The 17,387-nt window shown below is 64.9% G+C and carries 18 protein-coding genes; 3 read left to right on the plus strand and 15 right to left on the minus strand.

Annotation, left to right across the window (positions count from 1 at the left end):
* Positions 1-173: 173 nt before the first annotated feature.
* The gene (locus IGX34_RS03735) at positions 174-653 is read left to right on the plus strand and encodes a hypothetical protein (protein WP_192554304.1); all 480 of its coding nucleotides are present in this window, start codon (positions 174-176) and stop codon (positions 651-653) included.
* A 668-nt stretch (positions 654-1,321) separates the two neighbouring features.
* On the opposite strand, the gene IGX34_RS03740 is transcribed toward IGX34_RS03735, so the two are convergent.
* From IGX34_RS03740 to IGX34_RS03755, 4 genes are all read right to left on the minus strand, one after another.
* Positions 1,322-2,959, minus strand: a complete 1,638-nt coding sequence (locus IGX34_RS03740; RefSeq protein ID WP_192554305.1) for a methyl-accepting chemotaxis protein — start codon at positions 2,957-2,959, stop codon at positions 1,322-1,324.
* 109 nt (positions 2,960-3,068) lie between these two features.
* Positions 3,069-5,051, minus strand: a complete 1,983-nt coding sequence (locus tag IGX34_RS03745) for a chemotaxis protein CheA (RefSeq protein WP_192554306.1) — start codon at positions 5,049-5,051, stop codon at positions 3,069-3,071.
* A 191-nt stretch (positions 5,052-5,242) separates the two neighbouring features.
* On the minus strand, positions 5,243-5,605 hold the full coding sequence (locus tag IGX34_RS03750; protein ID WP_192554307.1) for a response regulator: 363 nt from the start codon (positions 5,603-5,605) through the stop codon (positions 5,243-5,245).
* A gap of 16 nt (positions 5,606-5,621) precedes the next feature.
* Positions 5,622-5,936, minus strand: a complete 315-nt coding sequence (locus IGX34_RS03755) for an STAS domain-containing protein (protein ID WP_192554308.1) — start codon at positions 5,934-5,936, stop codon at positions 5,622-5,624.
* 284 nt (positions 5,937-6,220) lie between these two features.
* Between IGX34_RS03755 and IGX34_RS03760 the strand changes: the two genes are divergently transcribed.
* Both IGX34_RS03760 and IGX34_RS03765 read left to right on the plus strand, forming a co-directional pair.
* Positions 6,221-7,351: a flagellar hook-length control protein FliK gene (locus IGX34_RS03760; protein ID WP_192554309.1), complete on the plus strand. Its 1,131-nt coding sequence runs from the start codon at positions 6,221-6,223 to the stop codon at positions 7,349-7,351.
* Entirely contained in the window at positions 7,348-7,620 is a 273-nt protein-coding gene (locus IGX34_RS03765; protein WP_192554310.1) for a flagellar biosynthesis protein, read from the plus strand. Before IGX34_RS03760 ends, IGX34_RS03765 begins: the two co-directional genes overlap by 4 nt.
* A 12-nt stretch (positions 7,621-7,632) precedes the next feature.
* On the opposite strand, the gene IGX34_RS03770 is transcribed toward IGX34_RS03765, so the two are convergent.
* From IGX34_RS03770 to IGX34_RS03820, 11 genes are all read right to left on the minus strand, one after another.
* Entirely contained in the window at positions 7,633-7,977 is a 345-nt protein-coding gene (locus IGX34_RS03770; protein ID WP_192554311.1) for a hypothetical protein, read from the minus strand.
* A gap of 717 nt (positions 7,978-8,694) precedes the next feature.
* The gene (locus tag IGX34_RS03775) at positions 8,695-8,961 is read right to left on the minus strand and encodes an XAC0095 family protein (RefSeq protein WP_192554312.1); all 267 of its coding nucleotides are present in this window, start codon (positions 8,959-8,961) and stop codon (positions 8,695-8,697) included.
* A gap of 470 nt (positions 8,962-9,431) precedes the next feature.
* Positions 9,432-9,836, minus strand: coding sequence for a DUF2802 domain-containing protein (locus IGX34_RS03780; protein ID WP_192554313.1), 405 nt, complete (start codon positions 9,834-9,836; stop codon positions 9,432-9,434).
* Entirely contained in the window at positions 9,826-10,305 is a 480-nt protein-coding gene (locus IGX34_RS03785) for a chemotaxis protein CheW (RefSeq protein WP_192554314.1), read from the minus strand. The genes IGX34_RS03780 and IGX34_RS03785 overlap by 11 nt, the downstream gene beginning before the upstream one ends.
* On the minus strand, positions 10,302-11,411 hold the full coding sequence (gene motD / locus IGX34_RS03790; RefSeq protein ID WP_192554315.1) for a flagellar motor protein MotD: 1,110 nt from the start codon (positions 11,409-11,411) through the stop codon (positions 10,302-10,304). The genes IGX34_RS03785 and motD overlap by 4 nt, the downstream gene beginning before the upstream one ends.
* Positions 11,408-12,148 carry a flagellar motor protein gene (locus IGX34_RS03795; protein ID WP_192554316.1) on the minus strand — a complete coding sequence of 247 codons (741 nt, stop codon included), beginning with the start codon at positions 12,146-12,148 and terminating at the stop codon, positions 11,408-11,410. Before IGX34_RS03795 ends, motD begins: the two co-directional genes overlap by 4 nt.
* A 214-nt stretch (positions 12,149-12,362) precedes the next feature.
* Positions 12,363-14,312 carry a chemotaxis protein CheA gene (locus IGX34_RS03800; RefSeq protein WP_192554317.1) on the minus strand — a complete coding sequence of 650 codons (1,950 nt, stop codon included), beginning with the start codon at positions 14,310-14,312 and terminating at the stop codon, positions 12,363-12,365.
* Positions 14,313-14,481: 169 nt separating this feature from the next.
* A complete protein-coding gene (locus IGX34_RS03805) occupies positions 14,482-15,126 on the minus strand; it encodes a protein phosphatase CheZ (RefSeq protein ID WP_192554318.1) in 645 nt (214 codons plus the stop codon).
* Complete coding sequence (gene cheY / locus IGX34_RS03810; protein WP_192554319.1) at positions 15,123-15,530, minus strand: chemotaxis response regulator CheY; 408 nt, start codon at positions 15,528-15,530, stop codon at positions 15,123-15,125. The genes IGX34_RS03805 and cheY overlap by 4 nt, the downstream gene beginning before the upstream one ends.
* A 192-nt stretch (positions 15,531-15,722) precedes the next feature.
* Positions 15,723-16,457: an RNA polymerase sigma factor FliA gene (locus IGX34_RS03815; RefSeq protein ID WP_192554320.1), complete on the minus strand. Its 735-nt coding sequence runs from the start codon at positions 16,455-16,457 to the stop codon at positions 15,723-15,725.
* A gap of 1 nt (position 16,458) precedes the next feature.
* Entirely contained in the window at positions 16,459-17,382 is a 924-nt protein-coding gene (locus tag IGX34_RS03820; protein ID WP_192554321.1) for a P-loop NTPase, read from the minus strand.
* Positions 17,383-17,387 lie beyond the last annotated feature (5 nt).

Raw genomic sequence — 17,387 nt, forward strand, 5'->3', positions numbered from 1 at the left:
GCTGGTGTCCTTCGCGGACGGACGCTCAGGGCAAATTGCCGGAAAGTACTTACAAGCGGGCGGTGCGTTCCCTGGATTACCGACATGCAGGGCTTGGGCACACTTCGCTAAATACCTATCGCGGAAGCCTTTGTATGCCTTGGAACTCCGGAGCACCGATGAGAAGCACAGCCATGAAAGCCGGGTTACTGATCGCCGTTTTATGGGCAATGGCGGGGATGGTGCAGGCCCAGCAGCCGCTTTCGGCCGCAGGGCTGGCGAAGGAGATCGACGCAAAGGGCGCCAAGGCCGTGGTCGAGGGGCTGGGCGACCGGTTCGACGGGGTGCTGGATCGCATCGATACGGGCGATGCGGACTGGATCGCGCTGGTGCCCCGGCTGGCCCAAGGCACGGATGCGGGCAATTCCGAGGGACTCTCCATCGCCCTGGCCTACGCGCTGCCGAAAAATCCTGCCGCCGTGCTTGCCGTGGTGACCGAGGACGGCGGCATTCTGTCGGTCTCCCGGGTGTGCTCGATCCCGTTTATCGAAGACAGCGTCAAGGACCGGCCTGGTTACAAGAGGCAGGCCTTGCGCGCCATGGAAGCGGTACGCGTGGCTGCGCTGCAGCGGGCGAAGGAAAGCTGCTTCGCGGTGCTCTCGCGTTCGCGGTGAGTGTCGGGAAGCGCGCGGACCGCACGTTGAGGGGGACGGATATGGGGATGGCGCTTTGAACTGCCTTCTGTGCGAGGTTGCCCCCTCACCCCAGCCCTCTCCCCGCAGGGGAGAGGGAGTAGAGCTTGTGTCTTCCCGCAAGGGAGAGGGAGTACAGCTCGTGTCTTCCCGCAAGGGAGAGGGAGTACAGCTCGTGTTTTCCCGCAAGGGAGAGGGCGCGTCGCTCCCAGCTCTTCCTCCTCTCCCCTGCGGGGAGAGGATCGAGGTGAGGGGGACACGCTTGCGACAGGTCATATCGGAGCGACGCTTCGAACTGCCTTCCACGCGAGGTTGCCCCCCTCACCCCAGCCCTCTCCCCGGAGGGGAGAGGGAGTGGAGCTTGTGTCTTCCCGCAAGGGAGAGGGAGTAGAGCTCGTGTTTTCCCGCAAGGGAGAGGGAGTAGAGCTTGTGTTTTCCCGCAAGGGAGAGGGCGCGGCGCTCCCAGCTCTTCCTCCTCTCCCCTATGGGGAGAGGATCGAGGTGAGGGGGACACGCTTGCGACGGGTCATATTGAAGCGACGCTTCGAACTGCCTTCCACGCGAGGTTGCCCCCCTCACCCCAGCCCTCTCCCCGAAGGGGAGAGGGAGTAGAGCTTGTGTCTTCCCGCAAGAGAGAGGGCGTAGAGCGCCTATCTTCCCGCCGCGGAAAGCGCACCGAGCGCAGCAACTCGCGCAGGCGCACCTTTCACCGCCTTGTGCACCTCGCCATGCACCCGGAAATACGCCACCTGCCCGCGCAGCCGCTCAGCCTGTTCCTGCATCGCCCGCGCCGCCGCAGCAGCCTCTTCCACCAGCGCGGCGTTCTGCTGGGTCACTTCGTCCATCTGGGTCACCGCGCGATTGACCTGCTCGATGCCACCGGACTGCTCCTGGCTCGCGGCGGCGATCTCGTCGACGATGTCGGCCACTTTCTTGGCGCTGCCGATAATCCCGCTGAGGGTCTGGCCGGAGGCCTCGACCAGCTGCGCACCAGCCTCCACTTTGTCCACGCTGTCGCCGATCAGCGCCTTGATGTCCTTGGCTGCGCGCGCACTGCGCTGGGCCAGGTTGCGCACTTCGGTCGCCACCACCGCAAAGCCGTGACCATGTTCACCGGCATGCGCAGCCTCGACCGCCGCATTCAGCGCGAGCAAGTTGGTCTGGAAGGCGATTTCATCGATCAGCCCCACGATCTCGCCGATCTGCGCGCTGGCCTGGCGAATTGCCGCCATCGCGCCGCTGGCCTGTACCGCCACGTCGCCGCCCTGCTCCGCCTGCCGCCGCATGGCGCCGGCAAGCTGGCTGGCCTGGCCGGCGTTGTCTGCACTCTGTTTGACGGTCGCGGTCATTTGCTCCATCGACGCGGCGGTTTCTTCCAGGCTGGAAGCCTGCTCCTGCGTGCGATAGCTCAGATCGTCATTGCCGTGCGCGATCTGCTGCGCGGCCGAACTCACTGCATGCGCGCCCTGCTGCACTTCGCCCACGATGTCGGTGAGCTTGCCGCGCATGCGGCCCAGCGCGTCGAGCAGGCTGCCTTGCGCGGCGTGCAGTTCTTCGCCGCGCAGATCGCCGTCGGCAATGCGCGCGGCCAGACTCACCGCCACGCCGGGTTCGCCGCCGATGCTCTTGCGGATGCTGCGCATCGATTCCCACACCACCAGAATCACCAGCAGACCCACCAGCGCCGCACGCAGCAGGCTGCCCACCAGCATGTGCTGGAATTGCGCATCGATATCCACGAAATACGCGCCTGCAGCCACATGCAGATCCCACGGCGGATAGAACGCTGTGTAGGTCATTTTCAGCGTATCGCCCTTGCTGCCCGGCATCGGCCACATGTATTGGGTCAGACCATGGCCGTCGCGCTGGTCGGCCGCCAGCATCTGCCGGTACATGTATTTGCCGGTGCGATCGGCATCGTCCTTGATGCTGTTGCCCACACGCTTGGGCATGATCGGATGCATGCGCATCACCAGCTGCGAATCGAAGACGTATACATAGCCGGTGCCGTCGTTCCAGCGCAGTGCCGACAGCGCGGCCAGTGCACGCTGCTGCGCCACCGCATCGCTGAATTCGCCCTTGGCCGCACGCGCGTGATAGCTCTGCAGCAGCGAGGTCGCCGTTGCCACCTGATCGCCCAGTGCGCGTTCGCGCGCCTGCATCTGCAGGCTGCGGCTATCGACGGCCGACATCACGGTAAGCGTGATCAACCCGCTCACCACGATGGCGATGACCAGCCACACTCTGGCCGCAAGGCTCAGGCGTTCAAGCAGTTTCAACGGGGACATGGCAGCAACCTTCACGATTTTTTCGGACACGATCTCCCGCGTACCGCTTTCCACCGGCACGATGAGTGATATCTAGGAACCGGCGGCGCCCCTCCCGGCGCCGCGGACGTCACGCCGCCTTGCGGCGCGACTGCAAGCGAATCAGCCCGGCCACGTCGACGATCAGCGCCACCGAGCCATCGGCCAGGATAGTCGCGCCGGAAATACCTTCCACGCGGCGGTAATTGGCTTCGAGCGACTTCACCACCGCCTGCTGCTGGCCGATCAATTCGTCCACCAGCAAGCCGACCTGGCTGCCGTCGGCTTCCACCACGATCACCAGGCCTTCTTCAATTTTCTGCCGTGCGTGCTCCACACCGAACTGCTGGTGCAGGCGCACGATCGGACGGTATTCGCCGCGGAAGCGAAACAATTCGCCACCACCGGTGACGCTGCGTACCGCATCGGCTGACAGCTGTACCGATTCCACGATCGACACCAGCGGCACGATGTAGCACTCCTCGCCCACCGCCGCGCGCAAGCCGTCGATGATGGCCAGGGTCAGCGGCAGGGTGATGGTGAAGGTGGTGCCGTTGCCGGGGCGGCTCTTGATCGCCACGCTGCCGCCAAGATCCACCACATTGCGGCGAACCACGTCCATGCCCACGCCGCGGCCGGACAGATCGGTAGTAACGGCGGCGGTGGAGAAGCCCGGCTGGAAAATCAGCTCGCCCACTTCCTCGTCGCTGATCCCTTCGCCGCTCTTGATCAGGCCCTTCTGCAGCGCCTTGGCGATGATCGCGTCGCGATTCAGGCCGGCGCCGTCGTCGACGATTTCCACCACGATCGAACCGCCGCGATGGAACGCTTCCAGGCGCAGCGTGCCCACGTCGCCCTTGCCGGAAGCGCGGCGCTTTTCGGGCACTTCCAGGCCATGGTCGATCGCATTGCGCACCAGGTGCACCAGCGGATCGCCGATTTTTTCCAGCACGGTTTTATCGAGTTCGGTACCTTCGCCCACCAGCTCCAGCTTCACCTGCTTGCCCAGCTTCTGGCTGAGATCGCGCACGAGGCGCGGGAAGCGGTTGAACACCGAGCCGATCGGCAGCATGCGGATGCCCATCACGCTTTCCTGCAGCGAGCGCGTATGCCGCGCCAGCTGGGCCAAGCCGTGCTGCAGCATGGCCAGGCGCGAGGGATCGAAATCTTCGCGGAACTGATCGAGCATCGCCTGGGTGATCACCAGTTCGCCGACCAGGTCGATCAGGCCGTCGATCTTGTCGATGCCCACGCGCACGGAGCCTGAGTCGTTGCTGCTGGCGGCATTGGCGCGCGTAGTGCCCGCCGCGCCGCCTGCGCCGGCCGGCGCGGCAACGGCCTCGACGGTCGGTGCAGGCGGTGGCGCAACGGCAACCAGCGGTTCGATGCTCAGCTCGCACTCGTCCTCGACCCATTCGAACACGCCGGCAATGGCCTCGCGCGTGACCGCACCGGTCAGCTCGATGCGCCAGCCCAGATGGCATTCGGTGGGGTCGAGCGCGTCCAGCGCGGGCACACGATCCAACTGTGCCTCGACGACCAGCTGCCCGAGCGCAGCCAGTTCACGCAATAGACGCAAGGGCTCGTTGCCGCCGGCCAACATGCCGGCATGGGGACGGAATTGAATGATCCAGCCGCCGGAGGCGGCCGGCTTTGCCACGGCTTTCGCCGCGGCGGCAGGCACCGCATGTCCCACGGCGGCAGCCAGTTCCTGCTTCAGGCCTTCGCTGACCGCATCGGCCAGCGGCTGGCCGGCCTGCGCGCGATCGAACATGCCGCGCAGGCAATCGACTGTGCGCAACATCAGTTCGACGATGCTCTTGTCGATCGCGCGGCGGCCGTCGCGCACTTGGTCGAGCAGCGACTCGGCCTCGTGCGTCAGCGCGGCCATGTCCGGAAAACCGAACGTGGCCGAACCGCCCTTGATCGAGTGCGCGGCGCGGAAAATGCTGTGCACCAGCTCCGCATCGCCGCCCTCGTCCAGCGCCAGCAGCGCCGATTCCATCGCATCGAGCCCTTCCAGGCTTTCCTCGAAGAAGACTTTGTGGAATTGGGCGATGCTGATGTTGCTCATAGGAAAAGTCCTGGATTAAACCGGATAGGCCTCGCCTATCTCGCTGGCTCCCGTCTGCCTCGCCGTCATTCCCGCACAAGCGGGAATCCATCTTCGCCTTTGCATCGGAGCAAATGGATTCCCGCTTGCGCGGGAATGACGGCGTGGCGAGAAGGAGGTAGTACCAAACCTTGCTACTGCCGAAGGCAGACTCAGCCAAGCACCCGCTTGACCGTCGCCAGCAACTGCTCCGGATCGAACGGCTTCACCAGCCAGCCGGTAGCGCCGGCGGCCTTGCCTTCCATCTTCTTGTCCGTATTGGACTCGGTGGTCAGCATCAGAATCGGCACGCCCTTGTACTCGGCGCGCGTGCGCAGCTCGCGCACCATGCTGATGCCGTCCATCACCGGCATGTTGACGTCGGCCAGCACCAGGTCGAACTTCGACGAGGATGCCGTATCCAGCGCCAGCTGGCCGTTCTCCGCCTCGGCCACTTCATAACCGGCGCTGCGCAGCGTAAACGCCACCATGCCGCGCATCGAAGCCGAATCGTCCACCGCAAGAATCTTTGCCATGTTTCTTACCTCAAGTTCAGGCCGGCTTTGCCGGCAGTGCCAATATCTGTGCCAGGCCCAGCTGCCCGGCGGCGTCCTGCAGCGGCGCACTGGCCGCCGTCCAGCTCAGCGCGCGTTCGCGCTTGCGCGCCTCGTGCTGAAACGCCACCAGCAATTGCAGGGCCGCGGTATCCACGCGCTCCACCGCGCCGCCGTCGAGCACGATCGCCGAACCGTCCAGCGCATCGCGCAGCTGCCGATGCAGGTCGGTGACTTCGCCGATGCGAAAATCCGCCGGCATGCCGACGCGCACCTCGCCCTTTGGCGTATCGCTCTTGTTCTTGCTGCCCATGACGCGCCCTCCGCGGGTACCTGTTGCAGGATTTATCGGCAAAGGCAGGGGCAGCTTTAGTGGGTTTCTTGACGCCCTCGAAGCGGACCTAGGGTGGGTTAGCGCAGCGTAACCCGACGATGTCGCTTCGAAGACAGATCGTTGGGTTACGCTGCGCTAACCCAACCTACCGGGGCGCCCTTGCGGTTGGTGTTAGGCCCTAAAGTTTTGCGCCAGCAGGCCGATAGCCCCTGCAAAGTTCGCAATTTCGTACGGCCCAGCCAATGCTGGCCGAGGAGCCAAGCGTGATCATCCAGCCAACCAGCGTTGCCGCACTGACCTGGCTCGGTGCCGCCGCCGGCGCCAGCTCAGAAGGCTGGCGCATTGGCAGCGTGCTGTCCGCGCGCCCGCTCGGCATCAGCGAGCAGGGGCTGATGGTGCTGCAGGTGGGGGCGCTGACGGTGGAAGCCGAGGCGCCCGGCACCAAGCTGCCGCCGCAGTTCCAGGTGCGCGTGCTCAGCCTGGGCGCGCAGCCGCAGCTGGAAATTCTCGGCTCCAACAGTCCGCTCGACAGCACCGTCAATCAGGCGCTGCGCGAACGCCTGCCGCAACAGAACGGCTACGCGCCTTTGCTGGCCACGGTCGGCGCACTGTCGCAATGGACCATCGCCAAGCAGCTGCCGCCCTATCTGCGCTCGGCGCTGGCCCTGCTCGAGCACAGCATGAGCACGCCGCCGGAACTGTCCACCGGCGAAGGCCTGCGCCAGGCAGTGAATCGCAGCGGCGTGTTTCTGGAAGCGCAGCTGGCGCACGCGCCGGCCAGCGACGCCACCACCGCGCACGACGATATGAAAGGCGCCCTGCTGCGCCTGGTCACCATTCTGAAGGGCCAGCCGCTGGCCGGCGAAAGCAGCGATGTGGAAGTGGATCCGCCACTGCTTTATCGCGGCGTGGCGCCGCAGGCGCGCGTGCCGCTGCCGCCGGAGCTGGCCACCACCAACGACGCCACCGATTTCCTGCCGCGCCTGTATACCGATGTGCAGAGCGCGCTGGCGCGCATGGAAGTGGCGCAGCTGCAGGCCACGCCCGGCCACTGGATCGTGGAGATTCCGGTGCAGGATGCCGACGGCGCCGACGTGCTGCAGCTGATGCTCAAGCAAGAGCAGGAAGCCGAGCAGAGCTGGACCATGGGTTTCTCGCTGGACCTGCCTTCGCTGGGGCCGATCGTGGGTGAGCTGCATTTGCGCGGGCTGCGGCTGTCACTGCGCTTGTGGGCGCAGCGCCGCGAAACGGTAGATCGGCTGGAAGATCAGTTCGAAGATCTGCGTGCGCGCATCGATGCCACCGGTTTGTTTCTCGACCAGCTCAGCTGCCAGTTCGGCCTGCCGCATGCCGGCACCAGCGTCAGCGCCGTATTCCTGAAGGCCACCGTATGAGCACGCCGCTGCTGCCCGCACCGCAACGCAAGGTGGTGCTGCGCTTGCCCGGTGGCGCCGATGGCGGATCGGGCACTACGCATTTGAATGCGGCCGAAGTGGACAATTTGTTCAAGCACGCGCATGCGCTGGGGCTGCCCCTGCATCACGATGCGCAGATTGCGGCATTGCTGGTGTCGCTGCGCATGAATAGCGATGTGCCGCCGTTGCTGTATGCGGCGGCAGCGGCGGTGTTGGCAAGTATTTATGAGGCTTCGCGCAAGCCGTAGCCCCAGCAGCGATCACTGCTTGTTGTAGCCCTTGCGGTACATGCAGTCCACGACGAAAGCATCGCGCGCATCGCCATTCACATCATGAGAACTGTATTCATCGGGGCGCCATCCGCCGCCGCTGGTGGTACAGGTTTCGTGCTTGTCATCCGATTTGGAGCATACGGTCGACGGCGGCTCCCAATAGGAACCGCGCGCCAGATAGGTGGCGACCGCAGGTGCAAAACGATCGTAGCCAATGGCTTCGCAGGCGGCCACATCTGCATCGCGATCGCGCTCGCTGGCTCCCGGCTTTACCCATGTCGTACAGCCGCACAGGAAAGCGACAAAAAATAGCATCGACAGCAATCGCTTCATGACGGACACAGCTCAATGCTTGGGAAAGAGATACCTGACGGACGCTTCCCAAACGCGGCCTTGCGCAGACTGAAGACGATCAGCTGCAGGACGATAACGGGATCGGCTGCGCATGGTGGCGAAAAGCCCTGCGCAGCTACTACATGAATAATCCAGTTACCGCTGCCTTCGCGCTTGCGGTGAAGGTGGTTCGAAGCATGGCTTCGATGGTGGGTTATGGCGAGGTTGCCCCCCTCACCTCGATCCTCTCCCCGAAGGGGAGAGGAGGAAGAGCAGTGGCTCGCGTAATTGATGCATTACGCAGCGCGCTCTGCTCCCTCTCCCCTGCGGGGAGAGGGCTGGGGTGAGGGGGACGCTCTTGCGACGAAGGTGATACGAAGCGTGGCTTCGATGGCGGGTTATGACGAGGGTGCCCCCTCACCTCGATCCTCTCCCCGAAGGGGAGAGGAGGAAGAGCGATGGCTCGCGTAATTGGTGCATTACGCAGCGCGCTCTGCTCCCTCTCCCCTGCGGGGAGAGGGCTGGGGTGAGGGGGACGCTCTTGCGACGAAGGTGATACGAAGCGTGGCTTCGATGGTGATTTATGGCGAGGTTGCCCCCTCACCTCGGTCCTCTCCCCGAAGGGGAGAGGAGGAAGAGCGATGGCTCGCGTAATTGGTGCATTACTCAGCGCGCTCTGCTCCCTCCCCTGCCTAAGCAGGGGAGGGAGACAGGCGGCTATTCCCTGCTGCTGCGTCGCATCTGCGGCCGGGTTTGATCGATAGCATGCAACACATCGCCAAGCTGCAGCGCCGCCATATCGAAACACATGCCAAGAACGGAACGCCGAATCTCCAACGGCGCGTCCTCTTCTTCCTTTGTTACGGCGTAAGCCATTTGCGCCAGCAGACCCAGATGGTCATGCAGTTGTGCCAGCTTGATATGGGCCTTTTCCGGCAACGCCAGGAAAACCCCCGGCACCGCTGCGTTATCCGCATCGTTCATCGTCTTCACTCCTTGTGGGTAAACACGCCGCACCTTGCGCACGGCGTGCAGGGCTCACAGGAAAAATCCTGCGGTCAGCACCGGAAGATTGCGCTTCCGGTTCGACACAACGCCCTCAAGGGCTCGACATTGTCTGAGTCGGACAACGGTGAAGTGGCGGGGGATGGCACTGCGGAGGCACGAAGACGTGCACGTGCCGTATGATCGAGCGTAACCATGATCTAACTCCATGTTAGTTGGTTGTGGCCAGCGGATTGTTTGGGGGCTAGCCCATGCAATCCGCGCTTCTTCACATCATGTCGGGCACGCTGCGAATCCAAACAACTGAAACGCGCCCGACCTAGCCACTCTCGCACTTGGCGACGCGCATGTCTGTCGGGGAACGCCGACAGCCCATGGAGATAAGCACAGACAAAAACGGCCGCCTCGTGCGAGGCGGCCGCTGCTTGACCTGCATACCGGTTGATGCGCTAGGCGCGGCGCGCGTACAAGCGCAACACCAGCTCCGCCTCATTGCGCGACAAACCGCAGCGCTCCATCAACTGCTCCACATCGCCGCCTTCGCGCGCCAAGTGCTGCGCCAGCTCGTAATTGCTGCCGGATAACTGCGGACTGGCCGAACGCATCGATGCTGTCATTTGCGTTTCCACCGCACGCTGCACCGGTTTGGCCGACGGCGCCGCGCGTTCTTCCAGCACACCCAGGCGATGCTCGATTTTATTGAGCGCATTGACGATCAACAGCGAGGGCACGTTGTTGCTTTCGACCGGCCTGTTCGCGACGGCCTGTTGCAGGCGCCGGCTTTGCTGCCAGAGCACTACGATGGCGACGGTTTGTACCAGCACTAACACCAACACCGCGGCTTCAAGCCACATCTTTCAATCCTTGTTGCAGACGACACAGACGCACCACATCGAGCAAAGCGACAAAGCCGCCTTCCCAGCCCATCACCGCCTGCACCGGATCGTCGACACGGCCGGAGCGCGCGGGCGGCGGCTCGATCGCTTCGACCTTGGGTTGCAGCAGTTCGCCTATCGCATCCACGCGTACGCCAATGCGATGCGTTTCGTGCGCGCAGACCACGATGCGCATGGCGGAGGTATCGGCATCCGGCGCCGCCGCGGGAAAGCCGAGCCGGCGGCGGCCGTCCATCACCGGCACGATATTGCCGCGCAGATGGCAGATGCCGAGCAGATCGTCCGCCGCGCCGGGCACCGGCGTGGGCGTGTGGTCGCGGATCACTTCGCTCACCTGGCTGAGCAGCACGGCGTAGTGCTGGCCATGGAGCTGGAACGACAGCCACGGCTGGCGGGCGATCGTTTCGATAGTGGGGACGGCACTCATGGACTGGCGTTACCCCTGCGATCGGGCGTGGGCGGCGGCGTGGCGGCCGCGCGCGTGGCAATGACGGTGGCGATCGGCGTGATCACCGGTGCCGCCGGCAGTGTGGCAGGTTGCGCCACCTGCACGGCCGGCGGCAGCGTGACGAACTCGGCGGGCGCTGCGGCGGTATTCGGCGCCGCGTTGGCAGCTGGCGCCGGCGCGGCGAGCTGGTCGCTGCCGGCATCGCCATCCGCGTCGGCGGTCTGATTGATCTGGTCGCTATTGGCGTAGAAGCGGCGCGGGCCGGCCTTGTCGCTCAGCACGACTACCAGCACGCGGCGGTTCTTGTTGCGGCCGTCTTCATTGGCGTTGTCGGCGCTGGGACGGTACTGGCCCCAGCCGACGATCCCCAGGCGTTCCGGATCCACCCCATGGTCGGCAAACAAGCGCGCGACGCTGGCTGCGCGTGCGGCGGACAGTTCCCAGTTGGACGGGTACACGGTGGTGTCGATCGGCACGTCGTCGGTGTAGCCCTCCACCCGCAGCGGATTGGCGAACGGCGCAAGAATGCTGCCCAGGCTGCTCAGCACCTGGTTTGCCGACGGCGACAAGGTGGCCACGCCGCTGGGGAACAGAATGTCGGTGCGGATCTCGATTTCCAGCCAGTTCGGCGTGCGGCGCACCACCACCAGGTTTTTGTCGATCAGCGGTTGCAGCGCATGTTCCACTTCGTTGCGGATGCGCTCCAGGTTCTGCTGTTCGTCGCTGAGCTTGGTGCGGTTCTGATCCGAAGGCGTGCCCGGCGTAGTCGCCGGCGTGCTGATGTGCTGGGTGAGCACCGGCAGCAGGATCTGCGCCAGCGGGCTGCGCGGAATCGGCGCGGGCTTGGTGCTGGGCACCGGCGTGCTCGACTGCGCGCTGGGCGTTACCGGCTGGATCACCGCGCGCGAACCGTTGAAGGCGGAGGAAATCGCCTGCGCCAGCGCGCGGTATTTGGTGGTGTTGACGCTGGACATGGCATACAGCACCACGAACAGGGCCAGCAGCAGGGTGAGCAGATCCGCGTAGGGAATCACCCAGGCTTCGTGGTTGACGTGGTCTTCGTGCCGGTGCCGCCGCCGCTTCATATCAAATAGCCCTGCAGCTTGCTTTCGATCTGGCGCGGGTTGTCGCCCTGCGCGATCGAGATCAGGCCTTCGATCAGAATTTCACGCACTTGCGTCTGCTTGTTGATCAGCGATTTCAGGCGCGCGCCGATCGGCAGCAGCAGCAGGTTGGCCAGGCTGATGCCATAGATAGTGGCGACGAAAGCGGCGGCGATGCCGTGGCCGAGCTTGGCCGGATCGGTGAGATCGCGCATCACCGCCATCAGGCCCAGCACGGCGCCGATGATGCCCATGGTGGGCGAATAGATGCCGCCCTGCTCGTAGACTTTCGCCGCATGCAGGTCGGCCTGCTCGCGCGTTTCCACTTCCAGTTCCAGCACGCTGCGGATTGCTTCGGGCTCGCTGCCGTCGACCAGCAATTGCAGGCCTTTTTTTACCAGCGGATCGGCTTCGGCATCGATATGCGGCTCCAGGCCGAGCAGGCCCTGGCGGCGCGAGATTTCGCTCCAGCCGATCACGCGGCTGATCAGGTCGGAGGGATGCAGTTCCGGCGGCTTGTACACCATGCCGAGCATGCCGATGGCGCGCTTGAGCACCTTGCCTTGCGTATGCAGCAGCAGGGCGGAGATGGTGCCGATGAAGACGATGACGAACGCGGCCGGGTTCCACAGCGCGGAGACGTCGGTGCCTTTGAGGATGGCGCCGACGATCAGCACCACGAAGGCGAGGATGGTGCCGGCGATGCTTATGACGTCCATATCAAATCACCTTGCCGCGCACTGTGACTCCCTCTCCCCTCCGGGGAGAGGGCTGGGGTGAGGGGGCGGGCTTGCGGGAAAACATAGTTCTTCGCGTAATGTGGTTTTCTAGCTTGCCTGGCACGGGCAAACATCGGGCGAGACTGTCCCCTCACCCCAACCCTCTCCCCGAAGGGGAGAGGGAGCAAAGCGATAGCGGCGTTGCGATATGGGGTCATGCCGACACCTTCAACGCAGGCAGCAGGCGCCCGCCCTCTTGCGACAGCGCCGCCAGATCCAAAACCAGCGCGAGCCGCCCATCGCCGGTCACGGTCGCGCCGGCCACGCCAGGCACGCCTTCGAACAGCGGCCCCAGCGGCTTCACCATCACGTCTTCGCGGCCGATCACTTCATGCACCAGGCAACCCAGGTGCACGTGGCCCACATGCAGCACCACCACGTGGCTGCCGCCCGGACCGTCGACGCCGGCCCAGTCGCCCAGGTCGCCCAACACCAGCGCCCGCCCGCGGTGTGCGGCGACGCGCCGGCCATCGAGCATGTGGTCGTGCTGCGCGTTCAATTCGAACACTTCGCTGACATTGCTCAGCGGCAGCGCGAACAGGCGATCGCCCACGCGCACCATCAGCACACGCAGGATCGCCAGCGTCAGCGGCACGGTGAGTTCCAGCATGCTGCCGGAGCCCAGGCGCGAATGCACCTGCAGCGTGCCGCCGAGTTCGGCCACGCGCGTTTTCACCACGTCCATGCCGACGCCGCGGCCGGAAATATCGGAGATCTGCGCCGCGGTGCTGAAGCCGGGGCGGAAAATCAGTTCGTAGCATTCCACTTCGGACAGGCGCGCGGCCTGCGCTTCGTCGATCACGCCTTTTTCGATCGCTTTGCGGCGCAGCACTTCCGGATCCATGCCGCGGCCGTCGTCGCTGACGGAAATGACGATGCGCTCGCCGCGCTGGCTGGCCGACAGCGTCACCTTGCCTTTGTTCGGCTTGCCGGCGCGCGCGCGGCCGGCCGGATCTTCCAGGCCATGGTCGACGGCGTTGCGCAGCAAGTGGATCAGCGGATCGGCCAGTGCCTCGACCAGGCTGCGATCGAGATCGGTGTCTTCGCCCTGGGTGACCAGTTCGATTTCTTTGCCGAGCTGGCGCGCAAGATCGCGCACGATGCGCGGGAAGCGTTGGAACAAGCGCCCCACCGGCTGCATGCGCATGCCGAGCACGGCCGATTGCAAATCGTCGGAGACGCGATCCAGGTCGCCGGCCATGGTGGCCAGTGTTTCGTCATCGCTGCGCGAGGCCAGGCTGAGCAGGCGATTGCGCAGCAGCACCAGTTCGCCGGCGCGGTTGACCAGCGTATCCAGGCGCGCGGTATCGACGCGTACGGTGTTTTCCGCCTGTGCGGTTTTCGCCGCCGCGCGTGCGGGTTCGGCGGCAGGCGCAGGTGCCGGAGCGGGAACCGGTGCCGGGGCGGGCGCGGCCGCGGCGACCTGGCCGGGTGCGGCGCCTTTGCCGTGCAGGTTGTCCAGCAGGGCTTCGAATTCGTCTTCGCTGATGTCCTGCTTTTCCGGCGGCGCATGCTGCGCGGCACCGGGTGAACCGCTCTTGCCGTGCAGGCTGTCGAGCAGGCTCTCGAATTCGTCGTCGCCGATTTCGTTGGAGCTGTGATTGGGTGCGCCGGGCACGCCGCCCTGGCCGTACAGCGTATCGAGCAGGGCTTCGAATTCGGCTTCGATCGGATCGGCGGCGCGCGCAGGTTTTGCCGCCGCGGCGACAGCCGGTGCGGCGTCGTGCTTCGGCTTGAGGCGATCGAGCAAGACCTGCGGCGGCGGCGCCATCGGCTGGTTGTTGGCCAGCGCCGCCATCATCACGTTGAGCAGGTCCAGCGATTCCAGCAGCGCATCCATATGCGCCGAGTTCAGCACCAGCCGGCCGTTGCGGGCGTCGTTGAGCAGTTCCTCGGCGTTGTGGCACAGCTGCACCATCGGCTCCACGCCGAGGAAGCCCGCGCCGCCTTTTACGGTGTGGAACACGCGGAATACCGCATTGAGCAATTCGCGATCGTGCGGCGAGGCTTCCAGCCCGATCAGCTGTTCGCCCAGGCGCTGGACCAATTCCCCGGCTTCGACCAGGAAATCGTCACGCAGCTCGCTGTCGAGGTTGGCGTCCATCAATAAGTGCCTTCGGCCATGCGGTGGTTCTTCGCGCCAATGCTTACCCGTCCCTTGACGTCATTCCTGCGCAAGCGGAAATCCATGTTGCTCCGATGCATCACGTCAGGATGGACTCCCGCTTGCGCGGGAATGACGTCAAGGCGGGGGCAGGCGTCTGGCTGCATGCTTAGAACCCGAATTCGCTCAGCAGGCGATCCACTTCGTCCTGGCTGGAGACCTTGGCCACTTCCACCGGCGCTTCGCGTCCGGCCAGCGCACCGGTCAGGCGCACCAGTTCGATCAGCGACGATTCCACGCTTTCGATGAAGCTCACCACTTTCTTTACGCGCTGGCCGGCCAGGTCCTGCCAGGACTGCACCAGCACCATGTCGTTGAGGCCTTCGGCGCAGCCGGTGGCGAACACCTGCGCCTGGCGCGCCAGCACGGCGACCGGATCGTCGGCCTTGTTGTTGTGGCCGAGCACGGCCACCGCATTGGCAGACAGCGCTTCGGCTTCCGGACGCATGCGGTCGACGAAATCCAGGCTGCGGTGCGCGGCCTGCGAGCTCATGTCCAGCACTTCGGCCAGGTAGTTGCGCGCGTCGGTCATGCTTTCGGGCACGCCTTCGTTGGCCAGGTCGCTGCCCAGGCGGCAGACCGCACCGTGCAGATCGCGGGCGAGCACGCCCAGGGCGCGGAACAGATGCTGTTCGCGCTGGCGCACCATGGTGTCCAGGGCTTGTTCAAAGGCGGCGCCGTCGGCGCTGTTGAGCAGCGCGTGGACTTCCGGCGGCAGGCCGTCGTTGACGGCGGCGGTCATGGTTGCGGTCATGCGGATGCTCCACTGGCTGCCAGGCGCTCAAAGATCTTGTCCAGCTTTTCCTTCAGCGTGATCGCCGTGAAGGGCTTGACGATGTATCCGTTCACGCCGGCCTGGGCAGCGGCGATGATCTGTTCGCGGTTGTTTTCGGCGGTCACCATCAACACCGGCATGCTCTTGAGCTTGGGCTCGGCGCGAATCGCCTGCAGCAGCTCGATGCCGGTCATGTTCGGCATGTTCCAGTCGGTGACAACCATGTCGAAGGGGTTGGTCTTCAACATCGCCAGCGCCGCATTGCCGTCGTCGGCTTCCTGGATCAGCGGATTGCTGAAGCCCAGTTCGACCAGCAGGTTGCGGACGATGCGCCGCATGGTGGAGAAGTCGTCTACCACCAGGATTTTCATGTTCTTGTCCAAACGATTCTCTCCAACAAACAGGGAAGCGGTAGCGGCTTTTTCTTCCTCTCCCGTCCGGGGAGAGGATCGAGGTGAGGGGGACAATCTTGCGAAATCAGTTGTTCGAAGCACACAGCAAAAGCTTTGGTCGTTCCCGGCAAGACTGCCCCTCACCCCAGCCCTCTCCCCGCAGGAGAGAGGGCGTCAGAAGTGCTAACCGCGCCAGTCGCCCATGCGCGCGCGCAGTCTTACCAAGGCCTGGCCATGGATCTGGCAGACGCGCGATTCCGTCACGCCGAGCACCAGGCCGATTTCTTTCAGGTTCAATTCCTGCTCGTAGTACAGGGACATCACCAGTTGTTCGCGTTTGGGCAGGGTGCTGATCGCTTCGGCCAGGGCTTCGCGCAGGCCGTCCTGCTCGATGTTGTCCTGCGGACCGAGGCTGTCGTGATCGGCTACGTCGAACGCACTGCCCTCGCCGCCTTCGCCGTCATCGGGCGCCGTAAGGCTGAGCAGGCGTGCGCCGGTCGCATCGGCCAGCACCTGGTGATATTCCTCGGCGCTGATGCCGAGCCGCTTCATCACCTCGGCGCTTTCCGCGTCGGCGCCGGTCTCGTTTTCGATCTGCCGCACGACTTCGGCGACTTCGCGCACCTTGCGGTGCACCGACCGGGGGGTCCAGTCGGTACGGCGCAGTTCGTCCAGCATGGCGCCACGGATGCGGATGCCCGCATACGTCTCGAAGCTGGCGGCACGGTCGGTCGTAAAATTTCGCGCTGCCTCAAGCAAGCCGATCATGCCCGCCTGTACCAAATCTCCTACGTCCACGCTCGGTGGCAACCGCCCCATCAAGTGGTAGGCGATGCGCCGCACAAGCGGTGCATGCCGGCGCACCAGCTGGTCCGCGTCTTCGCGTTGCAGTTGCAGATATTCCGAGGCCACATTCATCTCACCACCCCGCCGCCGGCACACTCTGGCCGCTGAAAAAGGCAATCCGTCCGAGGTCCGGGTACGCGGGTTCACCCCATGTATCGACCGCACCTGCCAATTGCTTGAATCCCGCCGCCGCGCGGCTGGAAGGCCACAGGTCCACCACCGCCCCCTGGCGGCGGATGGCCTGCCGCAGCCATTCGTCGTGCGGCACCATGCCCATGTAGTCGAGCGCCACGTCGAGGAAGCGGCCGCACACACGCGCCAGTTTTTCAAACAGTTTTCGCGCGTCCGCCGCCTGCCGCACCATGTTGGCCACGATGTGGAAGCGGCGGACGCCGAAGTCGTGCGCCAGGATCTTGATCAGCGCGTAGGCATCGGTCAGCGAGGCCAGTTCGTCGCACACCACGATCAGCACGTCGTCGGCCGCGGCGGCGAACATCGCCACGTTGTCGGCCACGCCGGCGGCGGTATCCACGATCAAGAAGTCTGGCGGCTGGATCAGGTCGTCGAACGCGCGGATCACCGCGGCATGCTCGCCGTTGCCCATCTTGGCCAGGCGGCGCACGCCGGAGCCGCCGGGGATCACCTTCAGGCCGTGCTGCGCCGGCATGATCAGGTCCTGCAGCGCGCACTTGCCGTCCAGCAGATGGCCCAGGTGGCGCGGCGGGTTGAGGCCCAGCTGCACGTCGATGTTGGCCACGCCCATGTCGGCGTCGAGCAACATCACGTGGCGGCCGGCCATCGCCATGGTCATGGCCAGGTTCACCGCCACGGTGGTCTTGCCCACGCCGCCCTTGCCGCCGGCGACCGCGATGGTGCGCGTGACGCGCTCGCGGCGGACCAGCGGACGCAGGCTGGCGGCCTGATGGATCGCCGGCAGTTCTTCGCGCGCCATCGGCACAGACGAAAACAGATTCTGTAGGCCAGCTGCTTGATTCACGTGTA

This window comes from Dyella acidiphila (assembly GCF_014863405.1).
GTDB lineage: Bacteria > Pseudomonadota > Gammaproteobacteria > Xanthomonadales > Rhodanobacteraceae > Dyella_B > Dyella_B acidiphila.